At 61.6% G+C, this 25,926-nt stretch carries 23 protein-coding genes; 7 read left to right on the top strand and 16 right to left on the bottom strand.

Features of this window, described 5'->3' with window-relative positions; all coding sequences use genetic code 11:
* Position 1: 1 nt before the first annotated feature.
* From ispD to VMH22_07075, 4 genes are read left to right on the top strand one after another with little or no spacing between them, the layout of a single operon-like run.
* Entirely contained in the window at positions 2-754 is a 753-nt protein-coding gene (gene ispD, locus VMH22_07090; GenBank protein HTW91461.1) for a 2-C-methyl-D-erythritol 4-phosphate cytidylyltransferase, read from the top strand.
* A complete protein-coding gene (gene dxr, locus VMH22_07085) occupies positions 751-1,983 on the top strand; it encodes a 1-deoxy-D-xylulose-5-phosphate reductoisomerase (GenBank protein ID HTW91460.1) in 1,233 nt (410 codons plus the stop codon). The genes ispD and dxr overlap by 4 nt, the downstream gene beginning before the upstream one ends.
* Before the next feature lies 1 nt (position 1,984).
* Complete coding sequence (gene rseP / locus VMH22_07080) at positions 1,985-3,565, top strand: RIP metalloprotease RseP (GenBank protein HTW91459.1); 1,581 nt, start codon at positions 1,985-1,987, stop codon at positions 3,563-3,565.
* Positions 3,562-4,893, top strand: coding sequence for a hypothetical protein (locus VMH22_07075; protein HTW91458.1), 1,332 nt, complete (start codon positions 3,562-3,564; stop codon positions 4,891-4,893). The genes rseP and VMH22_07075 overlap by 4 nt, the downstream gene beginning before the upstream one ends.
* Positions 4,894-4,995: 102 nt before the next feature.
* On the opposite strand, the gene VMH22_07070 is transcribed toward VMH22_07075, so the two are convergent.
* The 15 genes from VMH22_07070 to VMH22_07000 form a co-directional block, all read right to left on the bottom strand.
* Positions 4,996-5,235: a NifU family protein gene (locus VMH22_07070; protein ID HTW91457.1), complete on the bottom strand. Its 240-nt coding sequence runs from the start codon at positions 5,233-5,235 to the stop codon at positions 4,996-4,998.
* Positions 5,236-5,303: 68 nt separating this feature from the next.
* Positions 5,304-6,383, bottom strand: coding sequence for a tRNA 4-thiouridine(8) synthase ThiI (locus VMH22_07065; protein ID HTW91456.1), 1,080 nt, complete (start codon positions 6,381-6,383; stop codon positions 5,304-5,306).
* Positions 6,384-6,524: 141 nt separating this feature from the next.
* On the bottom strand, positions 6,525-6,941 hold the full coding sequence (locus VMH22_07060) for a peptide chain release factor-like protein (GenBank protein ID HTW91455.1): 417 nt from the start codon (positions 6,939-6,941) through the stop codon (positions 6,525-6,527).
* Between the two features lie 39 nt (positions 6,942-6,980).
* Positions 6,981-8,912 carry an ABC-F family ATP-binding cassette domain-containing protein gene (locus VMH22_07055; protein ID HTW91454.1) on the bottom strand — a complete coding sequence of 644 codons (1,932 nt, stop codon included), beginning with the start codon at positions 8,910-8,912 and terminating at the stop codon, positions 6,981-6,983.
* 207 nt (positions 8,913-9,119) lie between these two features.
* A complete protein-coding gene (locus VMH22_07050; GenBank protein ID HTW91453.1) occupies positions 9,120-10,265 on the bottom strand; it encodes a hypothetical protein in 1,146 nt (381 codons plus the stop codon).
* 9 nt (positions 10,266-10,274) lie between these two features.
* Positions 10,275-11,582, bottom strand: coding sequence for a hypothetical protein (locus VMH22_07045; protein HTW91452.1), 1,308 nt, complete (start codon positions 11,580-11,582; stop codon positions 10,275-10,277).
* 63 nt (positions 11,583-11,645) lie between these two features.
* Positions 11,646-12,644 carry a hypothetical protein gene (locus tag VMH22_07040; protein ID HTW91451.1) on the bottom strand — a complete coding sequence of 333 codons (999 nt, stop codon included), beginning with the start codon at positions 12,642-12,644 and terminating at the stop codon, positions 11,646-11,648.
* 9 nt (positions 12,645-12,653) lie between these two features.
* On the bottom strand, positions 12,654-13,286 hold the full coding sequence (locus VMH22_07035; protein HTW91450.1) for a hypothetical protein: 633 nt from the start codon (positions 13,284-13,286) through the stop codon (positions 12,654-12,656).
* A 125-nt stretch (positions 13,287-13,411) separates the two neighbouring features.
* The gene (locus tag VMH22_07030; GenBank protein ID HTW91449.1) at positions 13,412-14,992 is read right to left on the bottom strand and encodes a hypothetical protein; all 1,581 of its coding nucleotides are present in this window, start codon (positions 14,990-14,992) and stop codon (positions 13,412-13,414) included.
* Positions 14,993-15,004: 12 nt separating this feature from the next.
* Positions 15,005-16,351, bottom strand: coding sequence for a hypothetical protein (locus VMH22_07025; GenBank protein ID HTW91448.1), 1,347 nt, complete (start codon positions 16,349-16,351; stop codon positions 15,005-15,007).
* A 732-nt stretch (positions 16,352-17,083) separates the two neighbouring features.
* Entirely contained in the window at positions 17,084-18,529 is a 1,446-nt protein-coding gene (amrB, locus tag VMH22_07020; GenBank protein ID HTW91447.1) for an AmmeMemoRadiSam system protein B, read from the bottom strand.
* A gap of 100 nt (positions 18,530-18,629) precedes the next feature.
* Complete coding sequence (locus VMH22_07015) at positions 18,630-19,583, bottom strand: acyl-CoA dehydratase activase (GenBank protein ID HTW91446.1); 954 nt, start codon at positions 19,581-19,583, stop codon at positions 18,630-18,632.
* Positions 19,558-20,622 carry a hypothetical protein gene (locus VMH22_07010; GenBank protein HTW91445.1) on the bottom strand — a complete coding sequence of 355 codons (1,065 nt, stop codon included), beginning with the start codon at positions 20,620-20,622 and terminating at the stop codon, positions 19,558-19,560. The genes VMH22_07015 and VMH22_07010 overlap by 26 nt, the downstream gene beginning before the upstream one ends.
* A 15-nt stretch (positions 20,623-20,637) precedes the next feature.
* Positions 20,638-21,627: an acyl-CoA dehydratase activase-related protein gene (locus tag VMH22_07005; GenBank protein HTW91444.1), complete on the bottom strand. Its 990-nt coding sequence runs from the start codon at positions 21,625-21,627 to the stop codon at positions 20,638-20,640.
* A 206-nt stretch (positions 21,628-21,833) separates the two neighbouring features.
* Positions 21,834-22,445: a hypothetical protein gene (locus VMH22_07000; protein HTW91443.1), complete on the bottom strand. Its 612-nt coding sequence runs from the start codon at positions 22,443-22,445 to the stop codon at positions 21,834-21,836.
* Positions 22,446-22,643: 198 nt separating this feature from the next.
* Here VMH22_07000 and purQ point away from each other — a divergent pair, with 198 nt between their 5' ends.
* The 3 genes from purQ to VMH22_06985 all read left to right on the top strand — a co-directional run bounded on the left by purQ (position 22,644) and on the right by VMH22_06985 (position 24,992).
* A complete protein-coding gene (purQ, locus tag VMH22_06995; GenBank protein HTW91442.1) occupies positions 22,644-23,423 on the top strand; it encodes a phosphoribosylformylglycinamidine synthase I in 780 nt (259 codons plus the stop codon).
* On the top strand, positions 23,404-23,811 hold the full coding sequence (locus tag VMH22_06990; protein ID HTW91441.1) for a (2Fe-2S)-binding protein: 408 nt from the start codon (positions 23,404-23,406) through the stop codon (positions 23,809-23,811). The genes purQ and VMH22_06990 overlap by 20 nt, the downstream gene beginning before the upstream one ends.
* An 89-nt stretch (positions 23,812-23,900) precedes the next feature.
* Positions 23,901-24,992: an NAD(P)/FAD-dependent oxidoreductase gene (locus VMH22_06985; protein HTW91440.1), complete on the top strand. Its 1,092-nt coding sequence runs from the start codon at positions 23,901-23,903 to the stop codon at positions 24,990-24,992.
* On the opposite strand, the gene VMH22_06980 is transcribed toward VMH22_06985, so the two are convergent.
* Positions 24,989-25,864: a decaprenyl-phosphate phosphoribosyltransferase gene (locus VMH22_06980; GenBank protein HTW91439.1), complete on the bottom strand. Its 876-nt coding sequence runs from the start codon at positions 25,862-25,864 to the stop codon at positions 24,989-24,991. The two genes, VMH22_06985 and VMH22_06980, sit on opposite strands and share 4 nt — an antisense overlap.
* Between the last annotated feature and the right edge of the window lie 62 nt (positions 25,865-25,926).

Here is a 25,926-nt window from a genome sequence, read left to right as displayed (position 1 = left end):
CCTGAGGAAGACAGACATCAATCCGACCAAAGTCCGATCCGGGGCGTCACGAACCGCCGGTACGTCGAGCCGCCCGAAGTCGTCCTGGGTACCGACCAACTACGGCCTGATTGTAGCTGCCGGTCAGGGGAACCGGTACGGTGGCTACAAGCAGTTCGTGCCGCTGGCCGGCACACCGGTCATGATCCATAGCGTCAAGGCTTTCGAACGCTGCCCGATGATATCCGGTTTCGTGGTTGTCGGCCCGCCGCGGCGCATGGCGCTCGTCCGGAAGACGCTCCGCAGCCATGGCGTTCACAAGCTGATTGCCGTCGTGCGCGGCGGTGAGACGCGGGCCGAGTCAGTGCGGGCCGGTCTCGCGGCACTGCCGGCACATGGCTTTGTTGCGGTCCACGACGCGGTTCGCCCGCTCATCCATCCGGGCATGCTGTCAAAGGGCCTGCGTGCCTGCAGGAAGGTCGGGGCGGCGACGTTCGGCCATCCCGTGACCGACACGTTGAAGCAAGTCACCGGCCGCGAGGTCATTTCCACCGTTGACCGCAGCCGGCTGCTTGCGGTTCAGACCCCGCAGTTCTTCAGCCTCGAACTGCTGCGCCGGGCCCACGACGCCGCCCGCAAGGCACGATTGACCGTGACCGACGACTGCGAAATGATCGAGCGTATCGGTGTCCACCCCATCTGGATTCACGGTCCCCGGACGAACATCAAGCTCACCGCGCCGGAAGACCTCGCCCTGCTTGAGGCCCTCATATGAGGCGACAGCGCATCGCGCTGTTCGGGTCGACCGGCTCGATCGGCCGCTCGGCTCTGGACGTCATCCGCCACCTTCCGGACCGGTTCGAGGTGAGCGTGCTCGCGGCTGACCGGTCGGCCCGGCGCATCTGCGACCAAGCCAGGGAGTTTGGTGTGAAGCAAGTAGTCTTGAGCGACCACCATGCCTGTGAGGCCGCTCGCCGGACGCTCGGCTCTCAGGTTGATGTAAAGTGGGGTCCGGCCGCCCTGATTGACGCGGCGACCGACCGTTCGACCGACGTCGTGATCATGGCCATGTCGGGCACGGCCGGCCTCCTGGCGGTTGTCGGGGCGCTCGAACGCGGCAAGAAGGTGGCGCTTGCCACCAAGGAGATTCTGGTCGGCTACGGCGAGCCGGTCATGCGGCTGGCGCACAGGTACGGCGGCGCTGTGCTGCCGATTGATTCGGAGTTGTCCGCCGTGCATCAGTGCCTCTCCGGGAAAGGACCAAGGACAAAGGACAAAGGACAGGGTGCGGACCCGGACACGTCCGACGTGCGGCGCGTTATCCTGACGGCATCAGGCGGACCGTTCTGGAGGACCGGTCTCCCTCAGCGGGCGCGGCTCACCGACGTCCTGAAGCATCCGACGTGGTCGATGGGCCGCAAGATAACGGTCGACTCGGCCACGCTCATGAACAAAGGACTCGAGGTCATCGAGACTTGCCGGCTCTTCGGCCTCAAGCCGGAGCAGGTCGTGCCGGTCATCCACCCGCAGTCGATCGTCCACTCAATGGTGGAGTTCAACGACGGTTCTGTCCTTGCACAACTGTCATCGCCTGACATGCGTCTGCCGCTCCAGTACTGTCTGACCTGGCCCGGCCGCTCCCCTTCACTGGCCCGTGCTCTCGACCTGGCCAGGGTCGGCCGACTCGAGTTCTTCGCGGTTGACCGCAACCGCTTCCCGTGCCTCCAGCTAGCGTATCGGGCGCTGAAGGCGGGCCCGGCTGCTACCTGCGCCCTGAACGCGGCCAACCAGGTCGCCGTCGACGCGTTTATCGCCGGCAGAATCGCATTCGGCGGCATCCCCGAGGTCATCGCTCGGACGCTTGCCGCCGTTCCTCGCAACTCGTCTCCGGTAACTCATCCCCAACCTATTGCGAAGCTGATACGCACGGAATTGTGGGCCACCGCACTGGCCAAAGAGGTCGTCACCGCACTCGCGGGCCGAACGCTGCGTCGAAAGGAATAGCATGTTCTCGTCAGTCATCCTGGTTCTCCTGTTCATCGGCATCCTTGTCATATTCCACGAGTTCGGCCACCTGATAGCTGCCCGGCTCTCGGGAATACCGGTGGAGGTCTTCTCAGTCGGCTTCGGGCCGATAATCCTGAAAAGGAAGATCGGCGACACTGAGTATCGACTTTCGGCCATACCGCTCGGCGGGTTCATCAAGATGGTGGGTGAAGAGGAAAAGGCCGGCCCCAAGCCTGAGCAGCCCGTCCCTGCTCCAACCGGAGGCTACATGGACAAGCCGCTTGGCGTCAGGGTCGCGGTCAGCGCCGCAGGTCCGGTCTCGAACTTCATCCTGGGAATCGTCATCTTGTTTGTGGAGTTCGCCATGTTCGGCCAACAATACACGACGCCGGTTATCTCGGTAAGTGAGAAATCGGCTGCGTACGTCGCCGGCCTCCGGTCAGGCGACACGATTGTCGCGGTCAACGGTGAGACTATACCTTCCTTCACCGACCTCGAACCGAAGCTTGAGAAACTCGCCGGGAAGCGCGTCAACGTCGAGGCCGCGCGGGATGGCCGGCGAATCGAAGTCTCGATGACCGTACCGCTGGCGTACGTCGATTCCCTGGCCCCGCCGGTGGTCGGCCGCGTCGTGTCGGGCACGCCCGCCTCTGCCACCGCCATCCAAAACGGGGACACTATTGTCGCGGTAGCCGGCGTACCAGTATCAACCTGGAGGCAATTCACCGAGCTTGTGCGCCAACAGACAGCTGGCAGCTACGGCCTATCCTGGCGGCACGCAGGGGTAGTCGAGACTGATACCGTGAGGGACTCTCTGGCAATCGACCCGGCGACCGGCCACAAAGTAAACAAGATCGGCATCATGGCCGACACCGACTGGTACCTCGCGCCGCGGATTGCGGCAGTAGTGGGCAACGTCCGCAAAGGCGGTCCGGCAAGCAAACTTGGTCTCCGCCCCGGCGACACACTCCTGGAGCTGGCGGGGCTTCCGATCAAGGAGTGGTCCGACTTCGAAGATCAGATCTACTCCAAGGGCGGCCAGAGCGTGCCCATCGTCTGGCAACACGCAGGTCGGAAGATGCAGGGCGTAGTCGACGTCGTGAAGAGCCGGGACGAAGTCATCGAGCAACTAGGCAGTGGCATCGGGATCTCCGCCCAGGTGCCGCATCGCACGCTGAGTCTGCCCAGGGCCATCGGCGAGGCAACCGGGAGGGCAGTCGCCGTGACCGCGCAGACCTACGTCGTGCTCTACAAGGCGTTTACGGTCAAGCACTTCGCCAAGCAGGCGCTCGGCGGTCCGATCATGGTTGCGCGGATTGCCTACGAAGGGGCGAACTGGGGCTGGGATTACTTTCTGCTGCTGTTCGGAATCCTCTCAATTAACCTGTTTGTCGTTAACCTCCTGCCTGTGCCGGTGCTCGACGGCGGCCGGATTGTTCTCGACTGCATCGCCGGCATCCGTCGACGCAACCTGACCGAGAAGGAAATGGATTGGGCTGCCGGCGTCGGCTGGGCGATGATCGGTGCGCTGGTACTCTTCACCATCTTCAACGACGTGATGAAACTGATCCAGAAGTGAACGTCCTGGCCGTCGCGCTGGCCGACGAATCCCAGCGCTTCACAAAGGGCTACCCGCCAAGGGGATCTCGGCTATTCCTGCAGCCCAACGTCGAGATTCTGCGCGTCGCAGCGCTGTTGCGCCCCGGTGACGACCTGCGATACGTCGACGAGCGAGTTGAATCTCTCGAAGACTACCGGACGCCGAACACCGAAGGTGCGGCGCCCGGCGCGGGGTATGAACCGACCATCTGCCTCATCCACATCGGGCTGGGCCAGGACCACCGGGCGCGGGAACTGGCGCATGCCTGGGCCGACAGCGGGTGCGCGCCGGTGTTCTTCGGACCGCAGGTGACATCGTGGCGCGACTCGCAACCCGATTGGTGCCAACCCCGAGTGGTCGGCGACATAACAAACGTCTGGCCGGAGCTGCGAGCCGACGCAGAATCCGGACGCCTGCAGCCGCTATACCGCGCATCGGACCACCCCGGCTACATCGCGCCGCGGCAAGTCACGAAACGGGGACTGGTCTTTCGCGGGGCACTGCGGGACCCCCAGGGGCTATCTCCGCTCCAGTTGAATCCCGAGTTGAACTCTGACCGCCAGACGATACAGTTCGTGCGCGGATGCTCCTGTCCGGAACCGGTGAAACAGTTCTGCTCCGAGCACCTTTATTACGGAACCAACACACTGGTGCGGACGCCCGACGAGGTCATTGGCGAGGTCATCACGCTGCCGGGCAAACGCATCCATCTTCTGGACGATGACGTCGCTGCCCTGCCTGACTACTACCTCGAACTCTTCAGCCGGCTCCGGAACTATCACCGGCAATGGGTCGTCAACGCATCAGACCGGCTGTTCGAACATCCCCGACTTGTTCGCATCCTGTCAAAGGCCGGCACCAAGCTGGTCTATCTCAACGAGTCTTTTCTGCTCGACAGTCTCAACCGTGCCGCGAGCAGCCACCAGGCGGTGCACCGGCTCTACCGTCGGGTCAAGTCGCTCCAGGCAAGCAAGATGCTTGTCGGCGCGCGACTGGCAATTCCAACAGCACCGGCAACACCGACTGACTACGAGAAAATCTCATCGGTGCTCAGACAGATAGATGTCGATTTCATTGAGCCGCGGTTCCTGGGCCCGGACGGCAGCCTGGCGCGAGTTGTTTACCGACCGATGATCACCAGCCGCGAACCGGCCTGGCTGAAGAATCGGTTCTACTCGATTGAGACAATCGCCGACCGGATGATAAGGCGGCCCCGCCGGGTCGGGGTCTTTACGACGGCCGTCTACCTACTGCCCTACAGCGCGGCCTACCGCCAGAGCTTTCTTGAAGGACTGCCCTGGCCCTGACCGATTTCAGATTCTAGATTATTGATTGCGGACTCGTACAGACCGTCCGGAACTGGTCAATTGCACTCCGGACTTCGCACTTACGCGCTCGGAGCGCGGTGCTCAGGGCACGGGCTGGACTTTGACGACCTCGGGCACTGCGGCCTTCAGCCGCTGCTCGACGCCAATCGCCAGCGTCATCGCCGAGAACGGGCAACCGGAACATGCACCCGTCAGCCTGAGCTGGACCACGCCATCGTCACCGACGGCAACCAGCTCGACGTCACCGCCGTCGGCCTGCAGGTTCGGTCGTATCTCCTTGTCCAATACCTCACGGATCTTGGCTTTGGTCTCATCTGTCATGCTCATCTGTCACTTCCCATGTGATACTCGAAGCGTCTGACTAGACATACGCGCCGCGGTAATCCCGATCATTCAGCCGCCTTGCGGCGCTGCTGCTTGGGCGTTTCTGCCCCGGCCCCGGACGCTGGTTCCGCCGTCTTGCTCTCCTGTGGCTGCACGCGCCAGGCCGCGAAGTCCTCGTCCTTGTAAGGCTTCACCGACAAAGTCTTCCCTGCGCAGTCGAGCTTTATGGATTTGCCGGCCGGCGCGTCCGAATAGCGCGCAGTGATCCGGGCCGCGATCTCGGTGTCTTTCTTGGTTTTCTTCTGGGACCGCAGAATCGCCACCGGGCCCATGACCTCGACCGGCTTGCACAGAACGTCGTCATCCCGCGCCAGCTCCTCCAGTCGCTTGTTTTCGGCTTCATTCCGACCCACAACCACCTTCGCACCGCTGTCGAGCCGGAAGTGACGACCGTACTTCAGCAGCTCAATCTCGGCCAGCGCCAACTGATCCTGCTGTACGGCATCACGCGCTCGGGCCGCGAAGTTCTTGTCGAGGAGCATGCACCCGGTTCCAGGGATCGGATAGTCAAATATGCCGAATTCGTGTGCCAGCCGTATCTGCCGTCGTCGGCTGCGGCCCTTCAGGTCCAGCAGACGTTCCCGACGCACGAGGCCGGTCAGCTCCGGTATCGTGGGCTCCAACAGCTTGGCCGACAGCGGACGCAGCAGCCTGCCCTCGAGCCCTACCGTCTTCTCAATCTGCTTCAGTGAACGCTTGTTCTGGCAAACTGCCCGTTGTCCGACTACCTCACCGGTAAACACGAAGTCGGCCTTGATCTCCCTGGCCAGTTCCTTTGCCTTGGCGAGCATCATGACGAGGCAGTCGATGCACGGCGCCAGCTGTTTCACATGTCCGAACTGCGGGGACTTGACTAGTTGCAGGTAGGAATCGTCGGCTTCCAGCGTCATCAGGCTTGCGCCAACCAGGCTCGCCAGCTTCGACAGTTTCTCATCATTCGGCTCGCGTCCGGGCACGCCAAACGGCAACCGATAGTGGAGCGCCACGACAGTGACGCCCTGCTCGGTAATAAGCTTCGTCGCCAGAATGCTGTCGAGCCCGCCTGAGAACAGGCCGACTGCCTTAGACTTACGACTAGGTATCATTGTCCAGCGTCGCTATCTGTCAACGACCAGATTTTCTGATTTCACACTCTCGAATGCGGAACGGAAAATGCCCTCACTCACGATGAACAATTCTATGCCGAAGGTACGTGAAGTCAAGACAATTGGCGTCGCAGTCGCCGGTCACGACTCGTCAGGCGGGACGCCGCGTGCAGCCTTCTTGATCGCTTGAAGCGCCTTGGCCGCGAGCACCTTCTCCTTCGCCCGCCGGGACCGTTTGCGCTTCTGCCGTCTCAGTTTCGCAACGCGGGCGGCCTCTGCGCTTTGCTCGCCCCGCAGCCGGGCCTCGAGCTTGTCCGCCAGCAACCTTCTTGCTAGGAACCGGTTCAGGGCCTGTGAACGCTCCTGTTGCATCTTGACCTCGATGCCCGATGGCAAGTGCTTGAGGTAGACCGCCGTCGAGGTCTTATTGACGTTCTGCCCGCCGGGGCCAGCGGCCCGGATGAACTTCTCAACCAGGTCCTCCGGTTTCACGCCGAGACCTGCCAGTCGCGCGACAAGCGCCGCTTCCTTGTCCGAACTCGGACCCGATCCCATCATCCAGAGGTCCTTGCCGCGCTTGGGACACGATCCGAAATGTCAGACATTTCGGTCATGTCCCGCGCCGCCCTCGACCTGGTCGGCCTTGCGAGCCTGAAGCTCGGCTTCGAGGTACTTCCGCTCGTCAGCAAGCTCCCGCACGCGATTGTAGTTCATCGCCTGCCGCGCCGCCTCGTACTCGGACTCGACCTGCCTGAGCCGCAGTTCGATGTCCCGGACCGGGTCGCCGGATTGGTGATGAGGCGACTTTGGACCATGGACTTTGGACTTCGGACCATGGACCACGGGCTTTGGACTTTGGAATTCGGGCTTTGCCCGTTGCCCGCCTTGCTTTGTCCTTTGTGCTTCAGACTTCGGACTTGCGGCCCCGTGCTTCACCACGCGGCCCGCAGCGTAGCTGTAATTCCCCGGGAAGAGCACTGCCCTGCCGCCGTCAATCCTCACTGTCTTGTCCGCCAGTTCGTCGAGCATGAACCGGTCGTGCGCGGCGAATACCACGGTCCGTTTGTACCGGCGGATGGCCTCAAACAGGATTTCCCGCGACTGGATATCAAGATGGTTGGTCGGCTCGTCGAGAATCAGGAGATTCGACGGCGTCAGCAGCGCCCGGATAATCGCCAGCCGGCTCCGCTCTCCTCCGGACAGCACGCCAACCTTCTTGTCTATCGCGTCTCCCGAAAACAGAAACGTGCCGAGAATCCCCTTGAGTTCATTCTCGGTGAATCCGGCGCCCGCATCGGCTGCTGCCTCAAGCACGGTCATCTCGGGGTTGATAGTCTCCTCCGCGCCCTGCTCATAGTATGCAATCTGCGTCTTCTGGCTGGTCCACGCCTCGCCCGAATCCGGCGTCAGCTTGCCGGCAATCATGCGTAGCAACGTTGTCTTGCCCTGTCCGTTCGCGCCGAACAGGCCGATCTTCTCGCCGCCGCCCACCACCAAGCTCACATCCTGCAGCACGCGCTTCGGGCCGAAGCTCTTGGACACCGAACGCAGGTCAATCGCCTTGCCGTAGACCTCTTCCGACTCCGGGAACCGGATGCGGATTACGGGCGCGGTCTCGGGCGGAGTGATGCGCTCCAGCCGGTCGAGCATCTTCTGCCTGCTCATCGCCCGCGGCGCGGTATCCTTGCGCCCCTTGTACTGGGCGATGAACTGCTCGGTGCGCTTGATGAACTGCACCTGCTCCTCATACTTCTTGAGCTGCCGTTCATCCCGCTGCACCTTGTCGCTCAGGTACTTCGAGTAGTTCCCGGGGAAAATGAACACCTTGTGCGACTCGATTGCCCATATCTTCTGCACCAGCGCGTCGAGAAGATAGCGGTCGTGCGCAATCATCACCACCGCGCCCTTGAACGCAGTCAGATACTCCTGCAGCCACTCGATGGAACGGATGTCGAGGTAGTTGGTCGGCTCGTCCAGCAGCAGAACGTCCGGCTCCTCTAAGAGCATCCGCGCCAGAGCCAGTCGCACCTGGAACCCGCCGCTCTGGGTCCGGCACTGCTTGTGGAAATCCTCTTCGGCGAACCCGAGGCTCATGAGAATCTTCTCGGCTCGGGGCTGGCGGTCATATGCATCATGCCCGAAGTGGTGCTGCAGCACCGAATAACGGTCCAACACTTCCTGCAGCTCATCCGCAGGCATGTTCGCGTCCTTCATCCGATGCTCGAGCTCAATCATCTCCGTCTGAACGTCGTCCAGATGCTTGAAGGCGGTCATTGCCTCTTCCAGCACGGTCCGCTCGCCCACGACCGCGCCGGTCTGAGGCAGATACCCGATACACGTGCCACGCCGCTTGTCAACCGACCCGCGCGTCGGCTCAAGCTCGCCCGACATCAGTTTCAGGATTGTGGACTTGCCCGACCCGTTGGCGCCGGCCAGTCCGATGCGGTCCTCAGGACCGACGAACAGATTCACGTCGCGATAGAGTTCCTGCGTACCAAACTCCATCGTGACATTGGAAAGGGAAATCACGTGCCAAGACTATTGGAAATCGCCCGCCGTTCAAGAACGGAGTGCCTCTCGCCAACAACCACGGATGAACACAGATGGACACAGATAGGCGGCCAAGGCAGCAAGTGCGCAGACAACGATAGACGATGGACGAAGGGACGAGTAACCGCAGATTACGCAGATGGCGCAGATGTTTCGGATTCGGGCCAGAGCTTGAGCTTGAGCTGCTCAGTGCCGGATGACGACCTTACGGACAGCTTGCGCTTCCCTCACGAAGTACACTCCCGTTGCCAGCCGCGACACGTCATTCTGGCCGGCTCGCAAGTCCGCCACCTTGCGCCCCACTACGTTCAGCAGACTCGCAGTCTGAGGCTGCCCGGCAGGCGGAACCCACAGAACGCCCCTGGCGACCGGCGGCTGATTGTCGCCGAAGAACTCAAGTATCTGAAGGCCGGCGAATTGGGCCGCGACGTAGGCATAGCCACCGGCGGCGGTGACGGCTCGTGCATCGCCGGAGAAGCTGTAGTCGCCGACCTCAACCGGCTTCGTCGGGTCGAGAAGCGAGATGACATGGAACCAATTGACACCGGCGACATAGGCCCGCTGCCCTCTAAGTGTGACGCCAACGGAGTAGCCCGGCGTCGCGCAGTATCCGACCCTCATGGGATTGGTCGGGTCGGCCACTGATACTACCCTCAAGCCGGCAACCTCAGTCGCGACATAGGCATAGTCGCCGCTCACCGCCACGCCCCGGGGATGGAGCGGCGTGTCGTAGCTGCCAACCTCGATCGGATGCGCCGGGTTGGCGACTTCGACCACCCGCAACCCAGACGTATCTGCGACATAGGCATACGCCCCGCTCACCGCCAAGCCTTGGACAGGGCTCGGCGCGTCATAGTGGCCGACTTCAACCGGACGCATCGGGTCGGCGACGGAGATAATGCGCAATCCGCCCTCCTCGTCCGCGACATAGGCAAAGCACGAGTTCAAGGTAACGCCCACGGCATTGCCCGGCGTCTGGCAGGAACCGATCTCAACCGGCTGCGCCGGGTCGTCAACGTAGATCACGCGAAAGCCCATCGGCCCGCCCGCAACGTAGAGCAGGCCGTTCCCACCATAGCAGAGGTCGTAAGCAATCTTCCAGTCGTTCGTTTCCGACAGCCTCACCGGCAGGGCCTGATTACTGACATCCAACACGCCGATTCCTGCGTCCGAGCCGACGAATGCCAGGTTCCGCGCGGAGTCGACGGCCACGGCGTACAGGTACCCGTAGGGACCGGCCGTCCCGACAAGGCGGACATTGAGCGAATCCGCGGCCGGCGCCACGCCGACCAGCGGCAGGCCCAAGCTGATTGCCAAAGCTAACGCTCTCATTGACGCCTCCTACTGCGTGACGACGACCTTTCGGACGGCCTGGGCTTGAGCTTGTGCTTGCACCTCTCGCACGAAGTACACTCCCCGTGCCAGACGGCTCACATCATTCGCGCCCGCGTGCAGTTCCATCACGCGCCGCCCTGCTGCATCCAGAAGTGCTCCCCTGCCTTCTGTCTGCTGTCTACTGTCTGCTGCGCCGAGCATCAGCACTCCGCGCACGACCGTTGCCGCCAGTTTGTGGCGCGAGGCCTGCGACTTGGGGCTCTCACCGGCCCCAAGCATGTCCGCGCCGTGTGCAAGCCAAAGCCCACCGGTATCCTCAAAGGCAATCACTGGCTGACCTGTCTCATCGAGCGCCAGGTCGCAACACGTCGCCGTGGTCACGCCGGGGACTTGCCGGAAATGCCAGCGCGTATCTTTGTATGCAAACCTCAAGACGCTGTCCGGCGAAACAAAAGCGATCTGTTCCCGGCCCGCGCTGTCCACCTGAACGGCGGCGTCCCTCACCTCGGCAGGCCACACCGAATCCTGATCGAACTTCAAGCGGCCGCCGGAATACACGGCCGCTGATGCGGTGTCGGGCCCGCCTGCCACGATATCGTATCCGTCGACGGCAGCCTGGAACCCACCCCCAAGCCCGACGTACCTCCAGCCACTGCCAGCACGAAAGTCTTTCCCGACTTCATACGTTGGGGGCAACATGCTGGGCGGAAACCAGTAGGCAAATCGGGTCATGAAGCACGGTCCGGCATCGGGACTGCAGTCCGCGTCGTACAGAGTCAGCTCGCATCCATAGTCATGCGGCGGGACAAAACTAGCGGCAGTATCAACCTGCCAGACCGAGTCCACCCAGGTCTCGGCGATCACATACGAAGCCGACGTGTAGTTGTTGACAGCGTAGATGACAATGGGAATCGAATCAGCACCGTAGACAGCGCGAGCCAACGGAGCGGCGGGGTCCAGCACCGTGTGAGTCCAGACACGAACCCATCCGGAATCCACCCTCTCCAGCACAACCGGCCGCGTCGAATCATCCACACCCGAGACAGCCATACGTCCGCCGGGGCCCGCCGCAAAGTGGATTCCGGCGTCCGGCCGTACGAGACTGGTATCGAGCGTCTGGTAGCGCCAGATCGCATCTTTGGAGGCGATGCGAATACTGCCTTCGCCGGTCACATAGGCGACGTAGGTCCGGCCGCTGTCCCGTTTGACGAAGACATCCGTTGGCCGGCATGACGTGTCCACCAGCTCAACCTGCCACGACTGCGCTATCGCCAACGCAGCCAGCAGAAGTACCGACACAGCCACGTGCTTCACAATGTCTCCTTACCTCAGAATCAGGACCTTCGGGACGGCCTGTCCTTGAGCGTACCGCCCGCCTTATCTCTTCGTGCCTCCGGCGTGGAACTGAAGTATCTGCAGCCCTGCGGCATAATCAGCGACGTATGCCTGGCCTCCAGCCACGGCGACGTCCCAGGCCGAGTCCGGCAGGTTGTAGTATCCGACCTCGGTCGGATGAACCGGGTCTGAAACCGATACGACCCGTAACCCGCCGCCCCAATCTGCGACGTAGGCATAGTTCCCATCAACTGCTACGCCGTAGGCGCTGCCCGGTCCAGCGCAGTGCCCGACTTCAACTGGCTTCGTCGGGTCAGCTATCGAGATAATACGCAGCCCTCCGATGCCATCCGCCACATATGCGTAACTCCCAACCATCGTCACATCCAGGGCATCACCCGAGATTCCGCAGTGGCCGACCTCGGTCGGATGCGCGAAATCAGACACTGCGATGACCCGCAATCCCGAATCCCCGTCCGCGACGTAGGCATAGCTGCCACTGAGCGCGATGCCCCAGGCTCTGCTCGGCGTCTTGCAGCATCCGACCACAGCCGGATGTGCCGGGTCAGCGACTGAGACAATGCGCAGGCCGGAATCGCCGTCCGCGACGTAGGCGAGGTCTCCGGCCACCGCCGCTTTGTACGTAAAGGATGGCAGGCTGCAACAGCCCACCTCAACCGGACTCGCCGGGTTGGAAATAGAGACGATGCGCAAGCCTCGACTGTGGGCGGCAACGTAGGCGAGGTCACCTACGACGGCCAGGTTGTAGGCACGGCCCAAGACGTGGGGGCGTCCCGCGTTGCTGACGTCGTCCGGCGTGCCACAGTGTCCGACCTCGCTCGGGTGTGCGGGGTCTTTGATTGAAATGACCCGCAGGCCATGAAGGTGATCCGCGACGTACGCGTAGTCCCCCTTCACCTTTACGCCGAGTGCCCAACCCGGTGTGGGACAACTACCGATGCGCCGGACGTTGAGTGAGTCAGCATACGCGATGCAGACCAGCAACAGACTCAAACAGACTGCGAATAGTCCTGCTTTCATGGACTCCTCCTACCTTGTGATAATGACCTTGCGGACAGAGACGGCCGACGGCTCGCCGCTAGCCGCCGACCGCTCGAAGTAGACACCGGGAGCCAGACGGCTCACGCCATTCGCGCCGGGATGCAGCCCCATCACCTTCCGCCCGCTTACGTCCAGCAGGCAGCTTAGGCTTGAGCTTGTGCTGCTCGGGAGAAACAGCATGCCGCGCGCCATAGTGAGAACCGGCCTCATCGTGCGGACTCCGACCCTTGGCGATTCCTCGATGCCGGACAACACATCGACGAAGAACCTGAGTCGGAAGGTGTCATTCTGCGGGTACGTGTCGCCGCTACAATGCACCCACGCCACCGCTGTCATGCTGTCCCGTGCGTTCGGAGCCCATGGCTTGAACGTCGCGGAATCCACCAGACCGGGCGGGAGCGGGGGCAGGGTCAGGCTATCGTGATACCCGGCTTCAGGTATCACGAAGTGGACGTCTACCTGACCGGTGCCGGTATAGGCATGTACCGCGCACTTGGGGACAAGCGGCACTCCACTGTCTACCGTGCCGGTAGGACTGACAATAGTGTCAATGCCAACGTCAGCGCCAAGGGCGATCGAAGTCAGAAGGCAGAACGCAGAGGCCAGTACGCAGAGCTTCATCGCGCTCCTCTATTTCTGAATCACAACCTTACGGACAGCTTGTGCTTGGGCTTGCGCTTGGGTGTCTCTCACAAAGTACACGCCCGGTGCCAGCGCCCGCACGTCATTCGCACCGGGATGGAGGGTCAGGACCTTGCGGCCGGAGATATCCAGCAGCTCGCCATTCGCCCTTCGCCAGACGCCAATCTCAGCATGCCGCGGACGATGGTTGGCGCCGGTTTGGAAATTGAGACTTCAGACCAGTGGCTCTCCGCGATCCCCAAGCGATCTTCGACCGCGGTCGCGATGTCCCACTCGCCCGCGCGCGCCGGCGAGGGCCACAGAATCCAATCGCCCGGGCTGCCATGGTAGCTATGGCCACCGACCATGCTGTCACCCGCCGTCGATGGGAAGCCAGTCGAACTGACCGGTACGACCGCAACGTAGAAGTCGCCTGAATCGATGACGACCATCGAGTCCAGGCTGGCGACAGTCGGACTGCCCGGTGTCGCCTCCAAGGTCTCGCTTTGGTACAGCAAGGTCTGGCCATCGCCGCCGTAGACCTTGAATGTGAACGACGAATCATCCCATGGATGCAGACTGTCGGAACAGAAGTCGGCCCTCAAGCCCGCTATCCCAACCGGGTACTGCAGAAGGAAGGTTGTCGGGTCGAACTTCACAGCCCGCTCCGGACCCGCCCAAGTCAACGAATCCGTCGGCGATTCGCGAATGTACTCACACCAGCCGCCGGCAAACATGTCCCACGCGATTGTGTCGTCGGCCGGCCACTTTTCACCCGCGGCCTCGGTTGCTACTCTGATGGAGTAGTAGCCCGGCCGCTTCGGGATGTGCCAGACCGGCAAGAAGTTCATCTGCTCCGTCGCGCCGTGGGGCAATCTTGCCGCCGTCGCGGTAGACTCGTCGAACACGTAGTCGCGCGGCCCGGTGATGTGCAGCCGCACCGGCGTGCCGACCGGCAGCGTGTCGCTGCCCATGTTCCTGATCGTCGTCCGTATTGGGAAGTTGACATTTGAAATAGTATCGTCAGGCATGTCGGTCGCGAACCGGACGCTTGCTGCGTTCGTGTCCTGCGGTGTCCAATCGAGCACGGCGCGTATCATCCAGTTACTGAAAGGAGCATTATGGTCCTCGGAGAGCTTGCCGTTGTACAGTTTCCACTGCCGGTGCCCGGGCGCGTATTCGTCGCCGTCCTCACCGAGCGACAGACCGAATATCGAGTCAACTGCCTGGACATAGAATATGTAGAAGTTGCGCCCGACTATCGGTTTCCAAATCGGCACCAGACTCCAGTGGCCGGTCTTGAGGGTGGAGGTATCCGAGGCGGTATCCGTCGCTATCAAAGTCCCGGGTGAACCATGCGCCCCGTCATCCGCGTACACCTTCACGATCACCTCTTTGTTCGCCCCCATCGAGTCCACGTATAACAACGCGCCGGCGAGCGTGATGCTGTCTTTTGGGCTGATGAACTTCATGCCCCAGCCGTTTCCTGCCCGGAACCAGAACCAGAAATTGACCGCTTCACCGGTGTCATAGCACATGACGTCGGTCATGTCGGTCGCGGCGGGGAACAGCACTGACGGGGACGAGAGACCCCCCAGCCGAGGATTGGGATTCGGACGGCACCCGCAGGGGCCGTGCCCAACCCACTGCTCGCGGCCGGCATGTGCGAGTCCCACCGCAAGGCACAGAACCAACAGCCTGCGCATGAGTGTTCCTCCTTACTTCGTAATAACAACCTTGGTGACGGCCGCCGCGTTGCGGCCAGCTTGCGCTTGTGCTTCTCTCACAAAGTACACGCCCGGTGCCAGCCTACTCACGTCATTAGCGCCGGAATACAGTTCCACAACACTCCGCCCTGCTGCATCCAGAAGTTGGCCGCGGCGGCCCCCGTCAGACGGTGCTCCCCTGCCTACTGTCTGCTGTCTACTGTCTACTGCGCCGAGCATCAGCACTCCGCGGACGATAGTCGGCACCGGCTTGACGCTTGCGGCTTTCGGCTTGGAGCTCTCCTTCACCCCAACCACATCCGAAACCATTGCTCTGGCACACCACAGCCCGCTGTCCTGCGTGCTGTACACGATAATCACCTGCCCTAACGTGTCGACCTCTATGTCGATGCCACCAATGCCCGCAGGTCCAGGAATGCTCTCAGTGTGCCAACGGTTGGTCTTGAACGCGAAGAACGGGCGTGCCGCCCCATAGCTGGGTGCGCACGCCACGAGCGGCACATCGTCAGTTGTGTATGTCAGACCGGCAACCTGTGTTGAGTAGTAGAACGGCGCGACTCGCTCACTATCGTACTGGATGAAACCGCCATACCAAGTCAGATTCCCCACGCCGTTGCCATGTGGGGCGAGCGCGAGAGGTATCGGAGCGAATTCGCTGGAGTAGACATGCCACGCGCTCACCCACGAATCTCCTGTGAAGTGGAGCAGGTCGGTTCCATGGGCCGGCAAGGGTCCATCGTCATAACCGCAGAAGCCGAAGAACCAGGGACTGCCATCGGCGGCGGCTGCAAGGTAGCCAACAGGACCCTCGTTATAAAGGCGCACAGGCAACTGCACCACGAAGCTCTTTGTCCACCCGGAGTCGGTTTCATGCCCGACCCAGAATTCCGCCAGCCTAGGCTCGAAGACAACGTACAGCCGTCCGGAAGTGTCATACGCGACCGTGTTGGTGAGGAGAGAATCAAAGTTGAAAGGGCTGGGCTCGGAGCGCCACGTATCGCCAACCATCCGGTACAGACGGTTGTTGCCGGCTGTCGAATCGTAGCACGCCAGGCAGAGCTCACCGTGGTGACTGGCAGCCAGGAACGGACGATAGCTGGTCCCGGGAAGCGCAGCCGAAGAACACACGTCGGTGAAGCTCCAGCCGGAGTCACCGAGGCAGGCGACCCGGGCGGCCCCGCTCCTTGTCCCGTAGCCTGCCCACAGCCTGCCGTCAGCCGCCTTCACCAACTCGACCGGCGACCCGGCTGCGGCAGTAGAATCTACCTGCTCGACCACCCACGACTGGCCAAGAGCGAACGCGGCCAGCAGTGGGACCAGACTGGCAACGTACTTCATTGTACCTCCGAGACGACTGATTATCGGCTTCTCTCTCGTCTTGTCAAGGTTCAGGCGACGGGCCTTGGAGTGCGGGAGCGAAGCTCCCGCTATGCTGCCGCAATCCACAAATGAGCTGCTTGCGGCTGAGTTGTCGGTCGAGGCGAGGATGGCCTGCGACTGACAGCGTATGGCTAACGGCCATTCGGTATTTCAGATTGTGGATTGCAGTTTTGCGCAGACTTCTGAGCCTCAAGCTAAGCTCCTTGGTCACGCGGAAGCGTCTCTCTCGTCGCTCATGGCCAGACCTCCTTTTGTGTATTATAGCGCACACTCCGCCGACCGCCAGTCCGCGTGCTAACCTCCCTAATTCCAAACCACTAGCCCCTATTCCCTTTCCGACCCCTCCTATGCCTGCCCCGTAGCTATCCTCATAGCTTCCGAAGTCGCAATCCGAGCAACTTGCCGAGTAACGATGAAGGCTACTTGTTCGGCTACTTCCAGCGTTACTTCTTCCGCTACTTCGCGAGCAACGAGTAGAGTTCCTCGTCCGGTTCCTTGCCGGGTAACAGGTCGGGTTCAATCCGGGGTTCCTTGCCGAGTTACAGTCGGCTTTCCCGTCAGAGTTCCTTCCCGGATTACTCTGCGGGTAACCTTCTAACCAACGAGCGGAGTTCCTTGGAGAGCTACGAGGAGAGCCGCGACACGCGCCGCGGCTCGGTTCAAGGGCTGGCGGACGTTGCCGGCCGCCGGCTACTGCTGCCGGCCCAGTTCCTTCTCGTTGAATACCTGACCGGTGAAGCAGAAGAGCTGCGCGTCTTTGTCTTTGTAGGCGCTCGGGGGCAGACCGGCTTTCAGGCAGGTATTGCAGAGGAACTGCTCTCGGTTCCAACCCTGTTCGACCGGGACCTGGGGCAGGAGCAGACCGGAACGGAAGCCCTTGCGTATGACCAGACCGTGCTTGCCGACAATGACGGAATCCAGGCTCGGCAAAGGTCGCAGCGGGCTCAGCACGGTTATCTCAATGTCGATCTTGCCCAACTCGCCGACCTCGACCGGCGGGAACCTGGGGTCCTCGGTCGAAGCCGCAACCGCCATGTCGCTCACCGCCTGGTAGAGCGGTTTCACCGGTTCCACGTAGCCGATGCACCCGCGCAGTTCTCCTTGCTCGCTCAGGGTCACGAACAGTCCGCGGCTTTCGGCGAGCCGCGGCGTAAGCGGCTTTGCCTCCGGAGTCTTGCCGGAACGGATGTGGCTTTCCAGCGTGCTCCGGGCGATCTGTAGCAGGCTCTTCTGTTCCAGTTCGGTCAGCTCGGACGAATCCGACGGATCGCCTGATTTCCGGCCGTCGTTAACCGTGATGGGCGCCGTCTGCGGGTTCTTTCCGGTAAACGCGACCGCGCTGTAGCCGACAACGTACCCGCCCTTTTCACCGACCACATCGTTCGAGTTGGTCGTGGCCAGCACTACCGCCGTGTCAGCGCCCAACTCGCGTGCAGCGATCATCATGGCCGTAATCGCATTGCCCCCGCACGCCTGGGCATCGCCTCGGTCCAGCGCATCATGGAACGCTTTCGGGGCGAACTTCGCCATCAAACCGAACGTTGTGCTGTCGACGTGATTGGCCTCGGTGTACGAGTAACCGTGGAACAGGTCAGAGGACGCGAGCAGCAGCACCCTCTTGCCTCGCGCCACCTTGGCGATGGCTTTGCCGACCCGCTCGCACTGCTCGTAGGTCGGTTCGAGCAGCATGATTGGGACAATCTTGAACCTGCCAAGGACCCGCTGCAGGAACGGCACCTCGACTTCAATCGAGTGTTCCTGCGCGTGCGCCTCGGGCATGTCGGCAAAGAAATCGTCCTGTGCCATAATCGCCTTGGCCAGCGCCTCGTCGATCGCCACGTTGCCCAGCGGGGTATGCCACGACCCGCGCGGATACACCGCGGCATGATCCAGCATGACGTGGTGGCTGGTTCCCAGCATCACCACCGTTACCGAATCCATGCCCTTGAGTAATTTGAACGCGTGCGCCGCAGTTGGACCGGAGAAGGGATAGCCCGCATGGGGAACCTGAAGTCCGATCAGCCGGCCCGGAATCGCCGGCTCCTGGGCCTGCGCCACAAACGAGTCGACCATCATGGCCAGAGTCTTGGCGTCGTCCGGGTAGAACTGGCCTGCGACCGCCGGTTGTCTTACCATCGCACTCTCCTTTGGCTGTGCGCACACCAAACATGCAAACACCATCGCACCTATCGTAATCAACCTAAGCTCCCGTCCGCAATTCGTCACTCGTCATTCTCTAAAGCTTGGACCACTTCCCGCACCGGTCGCCGTAGCGGTCAATCACCGCCGACTCCCGCAGGGTCTCAATCACCTCGCATCGGTTGGGGCAGCCCTCGCATTCGAACGCCCGCGTCTCGAACGCGGTGTCGGCAACATCGAAGCCGGCGAAGCGGGTCCCCTTGCCGTCGGTCTCCTCCGAGGCAACGATCGCGGCGCCGACCGCGCCCATTACGAGGAAGTGCTCGGGCACCAACACCTCGTGCCCGAGCATAAGCTCGAACGCCTTCTTGACGCCGACGTTGGCCGCAACCCCGCCTTGGAACAGTATCAAAGGGTGTATCTCTTTGCCCTTGGCCACGGTATTCATGTAATTGCGGACGATGGCGTCGCAGAGCCCGGCTACGATGTCCTCGGTCGACATTCCGAGCTGGGCCTTGTGAATCATGTCGCTCTCGGCGAACACCGTACAGCGACCCGCGATGTTGACACGGTTCTTGGCTCGCAGCGCAAGGCCGCCGAACTCCTCAATCGGGCGGCCGAGCCGGGTCGCCTGGTGGTCGAGGAAGCTGCCGGTACCGGCGGCGCAGACCGTGTTCATCGCGAAGTCGACCGGGATAGCATCGCGCAGGATGATTATCTTCGAGTCCTGTCCCCCGATCTCGATGACGGTCCTGACCTCGGGGTGAAAGTGGCTGGCCGCAACCGCGTGGGTGATTATCTCGTTCTTCACGATGTCGGCCTGCACCATCACTCCGGCCAGCCGGCGAGCCGATCCGGTTGTTCCCGCTCCCAGTACCTTCACGCTCGAGCCGACCTGCGCGCCCAAATCCGCCAGCAACCGGCGGATGGAGTCAATCGGGTTGCCCTGCGTACGCAGATACTGGCTGGCGAGCACGTTGAACTCACGGTCAACGACCACGCCCTTGGTTGAAATCGAACCGACGTCAATTCCGATGTAGCCTTCGGCCAAGCTTTCTCCTCTTCACCAGGTCAACAAATGCCTCGAGCCGTGTGAGCAAACCAGTCCTCGACGTATGCTCATCAAATGACAGCGACAGGACCGGCAGGCCGGTCTCTTCGGATAGCTTCTGCAGAGCCTCAAGCGCAATATTCTCCGGCATGCAGGTGAACGGAAAGATGTGCACGATACCGTCCAACCCCTGCTGCTGGAAGTGAACCGCCTCGCCCACGGTGCGAATCGCCTCGCCGCCGGGCGACTCCCGCAAATAGCGGCGCGCCAGATGGCCCGAACGCGCAAACGCCGGGTCCGAGAACAACAGGTGACGGATGTGCCGGTACAGGCTCCGCTCGAACACAACCTCGGCACCCATCTTGCCCAGCTCCTTTTCTATCTCCTGGCTGGCGAACTGCTCGATCATGAAGTAGATCTCCCCCACCAGCCCCAGCCGAATCTGCGGCTCGGTCCCGTTCAAGTTGAACATTCGCAAGACCTCGCCGCGGGCCGCCTGAATCTCCTTCAACGTGTGTGCCCGCTCGATGACCGACAGCGCCTTCGGCTTCGCCTGCTCTGCGGCGTCGAAGTCAAGCGCCCGCTTCCGGTTCAGGTACTGCCGGAATTCCTGGGTCAGACGACTCTTGGCCAGCATCTTCGCGACCGCACGCATAACCCGGAACGATGACACCCCGAATATGTCGGGCATCACTTTGAAGACGAAGTCGAACGGCGAGTATTGGGTCACCGCAATGAACCGGCACTCCTTACCGAGGTTCTTGAGAGCACGTTCGTGCAGGTAGTGGTAGTAGCCGAACCGGCACTTGCGCGCGCCCGCAGCCATGAATAACGTGTCCGCCCCGAGATCCAAGGCCTCGATCATGTTCCCGAGCGTGATCTTGTACGGCATGCATATCAGCTCGGGCGAATTGAGCGAACCCAGTTCGATTGTCCGACGGGAGTTGGGCGGGGCCAGGATTACCTCTGCCCCGAGGTCCTCGAGCAACGTCTTCAGCGCGAAAGTGTCATAGCCGAGGTTGGGGAACGATGCTTTCATCTGCGGGCAGACGGGTCAGGCTGCTCTTACTTGTCTACCAGTCTTCAGTCTAGAATCCGGGGTCTTGCGTACGCTGGCCTGCCTCCGCTCCGCCAGTTCCAGGAATGCCTCAATCCTCGTCACGATTCCGGCCGTGCCGGTGTGCTCGTCGATGACCAGTTGCAGAAACGGGATGTCCCGCTCTTGTGCCTCCTCGCGCATGAACTCGGCCACGAGCGAGTCCGGACCGCACCCCATTGAAACAATCATGCACACCCCGCTGACCTTGTCGACCAGGAACTGGAACGCGTTGTATAACTCTCGCTCGTAGACCCAGCGTATCTTACGGGCAAAGCCCAAGCGGCTGCGCAGCACCGTCTCCGGCAGTTCATCCTTGGTACAGATTCGATAGCCGTGGCTGGTGAACGTGTCGACCATCGGCCGTGAGATGAAGTCATCGCCGAGGTTGTAGAAGTGGCCGACAAGCGCAATCCGTTTCTCGCCTGCCGGGAATTCCGGGACCTCGCCGTGGGTCGGCAAGTACCGGCCTGCCGCGGCTAAAGCCCGCACCACGCGTACCGGGTCATGGCACAACTCCATTCCGGCGCTGAAGTGTGGCAGCCACAGACTGCCTTGTATCTTCGGGGCCACAATCCGTACGCGGTCCGCCCGCTGTCCGACAGGGGCCGTTGCGGCCTGCTGTCCGACAGGGGCCGTTGCGGCCAACATCATCCGGGCAATGTCTACGATGCCGATCATCTTCGGGCACGCGTAAAGCTTGTCCTCAAGCCACATCAGCCGGGGGAGAAACAGCACGTCAATCTGCCCGGCAAGCTCCTCAATATGACCGGCCATTATCTTTATCGGCAGGCAGACCTCGCTCGACACGTATCCCAACCCATTCTGAAGCAGGACCTTGTCGGTCCTGCGGCTGACCACTACCTCGACGCCAAGGCCGGTCAGGAACTTCTCCCAAAACCGTCCATAGCGGTGATACAGCAGGGCCCTGGGAATGCCGACTTTCATCAGAGGCAATTGTAGGTTAGCAAGAGCCAAAGTCAACAAGGCGACGGTCCGCCCAGGAACAGACAGGAGTTCGCCACAAAGGCACGTTGACCTTGAGGTCGAGCGAAAGCACAAGCCGAAAGGGAGTCTGCAAGAAGCGGAGCGCTCCGAAATCCTGCGTTCCGCACTCACGCTTCTGGATTCTGACTTCGCCTGAAGGCTGCGCCCTATCGCGCCCGCGACTGCCACTGCCGGAGCATGGAAATCAACTCGGGCACGACGTTGCGGTCATACGCCGGCCTGCCGCCGGGAAACAGCCGTTGCAGGGCTTTGGGGTCTTGATTCCGAAGCCATGTCACGAAACCCGCCATCTTGCCGCCCAACTCGTCGCTGCTCTGCGGTGTCAGACTTACCCGCGCCTCCGCAATCCTTGCTCCGGAAACCAGGAACCAGCCGTCATACGAAGCGCACTTGACACCGAGCAATTCCAGCCAGTCGTTCGTCTCATCGAACCGGCACCGAACCGTGTCCTTACTCACTTCGAGCTCACGTCCTGCCAGCCGCGAATGCACGGCCGCTCCATAGTCAGCCAGTCGCACAAGGTCAGCGCGGTCGACGAAGCTCACGCCAAGGCCTTTGATATCGAAGCAGGCGCTGTCCGTAAACAGACTGAGGAATGCAAGCCCCTTCTGCCGGCCGAACCGACCGTAGAAGTCTTGCACGACGGCCCCGGCGCCGCCGTCTCCGTTGACCGGCCGAACTGTCGGCCCGCATCCGGCCGCGACCAGGAAACCGACTGCGAGAAACTGAGCGAGGCGCAATCCGAATCTGAAGCGCACCCGGAAGTTCTAGCGGCGTCCCTTCTCGTGTCAAGCGCCGCAGGCTATCAGCTCCGCAAGGACCAGGAAACGAGCATCGGGTCGTTTGATCACGCCAATTCTGCCCATTCTGGTATCTGCATTCAGGCTTGTGACCTGTCCGAAGTCCTGGACTCCCGATGCTTGACAGACGGATAGCCCCGGCTATCCTCACCTCCCGTGGTCAAAGCATGCGTTCTCTTCGCTGCCGGCACCAACTGCGACCAGGAATCGGCCTATGCCCTGGGACTGGTAGGCGCTGTTTCCGAGGTCGTCCACGTAAACCGGTTCCGGTCCGGTGAGCAGAAGCTGAAGGACTTTCAGATTCTGTTGATACCGGGAGGTTTCTCTTACGGTGACTACATTGCCTCCGGCCGTATCTTCGCCAACGAGCTCAAGCACTTTCTGCGCGACCAGATCGAGCAATTCATCAGCGACGGCAAGCTCGTGCTCGGCATCTGCAACGGATTCCAGGTACTGGTCAAGTGCGGTCTCCTACCTGCCTTCGAGCGGCCCTTTGAACCGCAAACGGTGACGCTCGACACCAACGACACCGGCCGATACGAAGACCGCTGGGTCTATCTCAAGGTCGAAGACTCTCCCGGCATCTTCACCCGCAACATCGAGTCACCCATCTACCTGCCGGTGGCGCACGCCGAGGGCAAGTTTCTAGCGAAGTCAGCAAGAGTCCTGCGCTGCCTCAACGACAACCGTCAGGTCTGCCTGCGCTACACCACACTGACGGACGAGCCGGTGACTTTCCCGGACAATCCCAACGGCTCCGAAGACAACATCGCCGGCATCTGCGACCGGACCGGCCGCGTCTTTGGTCTGATGCCGCACCCGGAGCGATTCGTGCGGCGCGAACAGCATCCCCGCTGGCATCGGGAACGAATTGACGAACCGGACGGCATTGCAATATTCCGGAACGCGGTGGAATATGCGCGCAAGAACCTCTAGGCGAAAGTCCGAAGTTCGAAGTCCGAATTCCGAATTCCGGAATTCGTCGTTCGGCGCTCGTCGCTCGTCGCTTTCTCCGGGCCGGCGAATTGAACGGCATCCGATCCTCACGTTCGAGGACCGCGGCCCGGTCAACTTCATCTTCGATGGCCGAACAATGACCGGCCGTCAGGGCGAGACCATTGCGGCCGCGCTTGCGGCGAACGGCATCAGGCTGTTCCGCCACGCCGAGAAGACCGGCCGGCCCCGCGGCTTCTTCTGCGCAGTCGGAAAGTGCTCTTCTTGCCTGATGGTCGTCGATGGCCAACCCAACACCATGGTTTGCATGGAACCGCTGCGCGAAGGCGTGAAGGTCGAACGTCAGAGTGGCAGAGGGAAACTAACGTAGGCATCGGACAATGCAGAATCAAGAACTCAGAAACCAGAATTCAGAGAGTCCGATAACTCTAGACCCTGGATTCTGGACTCTGAACTGTCATGAAACAGACTGATATTGCCATCGTCGGCGGAGGTCCCGCCGGGCTTTCTGCCGCCGTGGTCGCGGCCAGGCTCGGCGCCAAGGTCGTGCTCATCGAGGACAACGACCGGCTCGGCGGCCAGCTTGTCAAGCAGACCCACAAATTCTTCGGTTCCAAGGCCCACTATTGTGGCACGCGCGGCATGGACATAGCGACGATTCTCGAACAGGAACTCCGTGCCCTGCCGGCGGAAGTCCTGCCCGGGACCTCGGTCGTAGGTTTGTACGGTGGGAAAGTACTTGGATTGGCGAGCCGCGAGCGGTTGACCAAGCTCGAGTTCAAGTGTCTGATAGTAGCGACCGGCGCGGCCGAGAACAACCTGCTGTTCCAGAACAACGACCTGCCCGGCGTCTACGGCGCCGGCGCGGTTCAAACCTTGATGAACGTGCACGGAGTCAGGCCCGGCAGTCGGGTCCTCATGGTTGGCTCGGGCAACATCGGGTTGATCGTATCGTATCAGCTCATCCAAGCCGGCATCGAAGTCGCGGCAGTGGTCGAGGCCCTACCGAGAATCGGCGGCTATCACGTACATTCTGCGAAGCTGGCGCGTCTCGGCGTTCCGATTCTCACATCGCACACGGTGCTCTCGGCTCTCGGCGAGGAAGAAGTCGATGGTGCTGTTATCTGCCGCGTGGACAAGAAGTTTCAGCCCGTTCCTCGAACAACTCGCAGGTTGAAGGTCGACACCATCTGCCTCGCCGTTGGCCTCACACCACTCTCAGAGCTACTCTGGCAGTCCGGGTGCAGGATGGTCTATGTCCCGGAGCTGGGCGGACATGTGGCCTGGCACAACGACAACATGCAGACCAGCATCTGCAGCATCTATCTCGCCGGTGACGTATCCGGTATTGAAGAGGCATCGACCGCCATGCTGGAGGGCCGAGTCGCGGGCGCACACGCCGCGGCTCAAGTCGTGGGCCTGAGCCCGGAGGCCGTGAAGGTCATCACTGAGTCGCAGGCCGAACTCTGCGCCATCCGCAAAGGGCCTTTCGGCAGCAAAGCTGCCTGCGGCAAGTCGAAACTTGCCGAGTGCTCGCCCCTGCCCGCCTAGATTTTGAAGTAGATAACGACGACGATGCTGGCCATCCAGAGCAGCACGTCGACCAGCAGTGGGATATCAGTCAGCAGCGCCTGCTCCGGCGCTCCCCCCATGTCTTTCCGGTAGACGAGATACAGGTAACGGTAGACTCCGTATAGCACGAACGGCACGGTGAGCATCAGGTTATGCGTGCCGAATTTCGAGATGGTCTCCGGCGCAATCGTGTACAGGCAGTAGGCTATGACGGTCGCCGAAGTCGCGACCGCCGTCATCTGGTCGAGCAGTGCCTCGGAGTAATTCTCGAGCACGGCTCGGTGGCCTGCTCCGCCGTCCTCCAGCGTGACCAGTTCGTGTCTGCGCTTGGCCAGAGATATGAACAGGGCGAAGAGGATAGTACAGACAAATAGCCACGACGAGAGCGTGACGTGGACCAGCACCGTACCCGCGATGGCGCGCAGCGCGAACCCGGCCGCGACCGTCATCACGTCCAGCACCACCAGACGCTTGAGGTAGAAGGAATAGGCAAGTTCGAGCAGTAGGTAGGCCAGGCCGACAATTCCGAACTGCCACTTGAGCGCGAAGCTGCCGCCGAGGCCGACCAGCGCAGCCACGACCGCCGCCACCTTGGCAACGCCGGGCTTGAGGCGACCGGATGCGATCGGCCGGAGCCGCTTCCTCGGATGCAGCCGGTCGTGCTCCACGTCCACCAGGTCGTTTACCAGGTAGACGGCACCGGCCAGCAGGCAGAATACAACAAACCCGCCGACCGAAAGCAGCAGGTAAGTCAGGTTGAAGAGGTGAAGCGAAAAGACCAGCCCGGCGAACACAAGCAGGTTCTTCGGCCACTGCTTGGGCCTCAGACTCGATATCAGCGCGCCAATCACGTGTCTCAAGTTCTATACGAAAACGAAGCGAAGTCAAACGCCGCCCGCTCGACAAACCCGCC

The sequence above is a fragment of the bacterium genome (assembly GCA_035505375.1).
Taxonomy (GTDB): Bacteria; Hydrothermota; Tepidihabitantia; order Tepidihabitantales; family Tepidihabitantaceae; genus UBA2258.
The sequence above is the reverse complement of the archived record's forward strand: the minus strand, read 5'-3'. Positions and strand labels throughout refer to the sequence as shown.

Excerpts from the sequence above, each read along its gene's own strand:
- VMH22_07035 (HTW91450.1), bottom strand. The coding sequence starts at position 13,286 with ATGAAGCTCTGCGTACTGGCCTCTGCGTTCTGCCTTCTGACTTCGATC.
- VMH22_07030 (HTW91449.1), bottom strand. The coding sequence starts at position 14,992 with ATGCGCAGGCTGTTGGTTCTGTGCCTTGCGGTGGGACTCGCACATGCC.
- VMH22_06990 (HTW91441.1), top strand. The coding sequence starts at position 23,404 with ATGCGCGCAAGAACCTCTAGGCGAAAGTCCGAAGTTCGAAGTCCGAAT.
- VMH22_07050 (HTW91453.1), bottom strand. The coding sequence starts at position 10,265 with ATGAGAGCGTTAGCTTTGGCAATCAGCTTGGGCCTGCCGCTGGTCGGC.
- VMH22_07060 (HTW91455.1), bottom strand. The coding sequence starts at position 6,941 with ATGATGGGATCGGGTCCGAGTTCGGACAAGGAAGCGGCGCTTGTCGCG.
- rseP (HTW91459.1), top strand. The coding sequence starts at position 1,985 with ATGTTCTCGTCAGTCATCCTGGTTCTCCTGTTCATCGGCATCCTTGTC.
- VMH22_07005 (HTW91444.1), bottom strand. The coding sequence starts at position 21,627 with ATGAAAGTCGGCATTCCCAGGGCCCTGCTGTATCACCGCTATGGACGG.
- amrB (HTW91447.1), bottom strand. The coding sequence starts at position 18,529 with ATGGTAAGACAACCGGCGGTCGCAGGCCAGTTCTACCCGGACGACGCC.
- VMH22_07065 (HTW91456.1), bottom strand. The coding sequence starts at position 6,383 with ATGATACCTAGTCGTAAGTCTAAGGCAGTCGGCCTGTTCTCAGGCGGG.
- VMH22_07040 (HTW91451.1), bottom strand. The coding sequence starts at position 12,644 with ATGAAAGCAGGACTATTCGCAGTCTGTTTGAGTCTGTTGCTGGTCTGC.
- VMH22_07010 (HTW91445.1), bottom strand. The coding sequence starts at position 20,622 with ATGAAAGCATCGTTCCCCAACCTCGGCTATGACACTTTCGCGCTGAAG.
- dxr (HTW91460.1), top strand. The coding sequence starts at position 751 with ATGAGGCGACAGCGCATCGCGCTGTTCGGGTCGACCGGCTCGATCGGC.
- VMH22_07070 (HTW91457.1), bottom strand. The coding sequence starts at position 5,235 with ATGACAGATGAGACCAAAGCCAAGATCCGTGAGGTATTGGACAAGGAG.
- VMH22_07025 (HTW91448.1), bottom strand. The coding sequence starts at position 16,351 with ATGAAGTACGTTGCCAGTCTGGTCCCACTGCTGGCCGCGTTCGCTCTT.
- VMH22_06985 (HTW91440.1), top strand. The coding sequence starts at position 23,901 with ATGAAACAGACTGATATTGCCATCGTCGGCGGAGGTCCCGCCGGGCTT.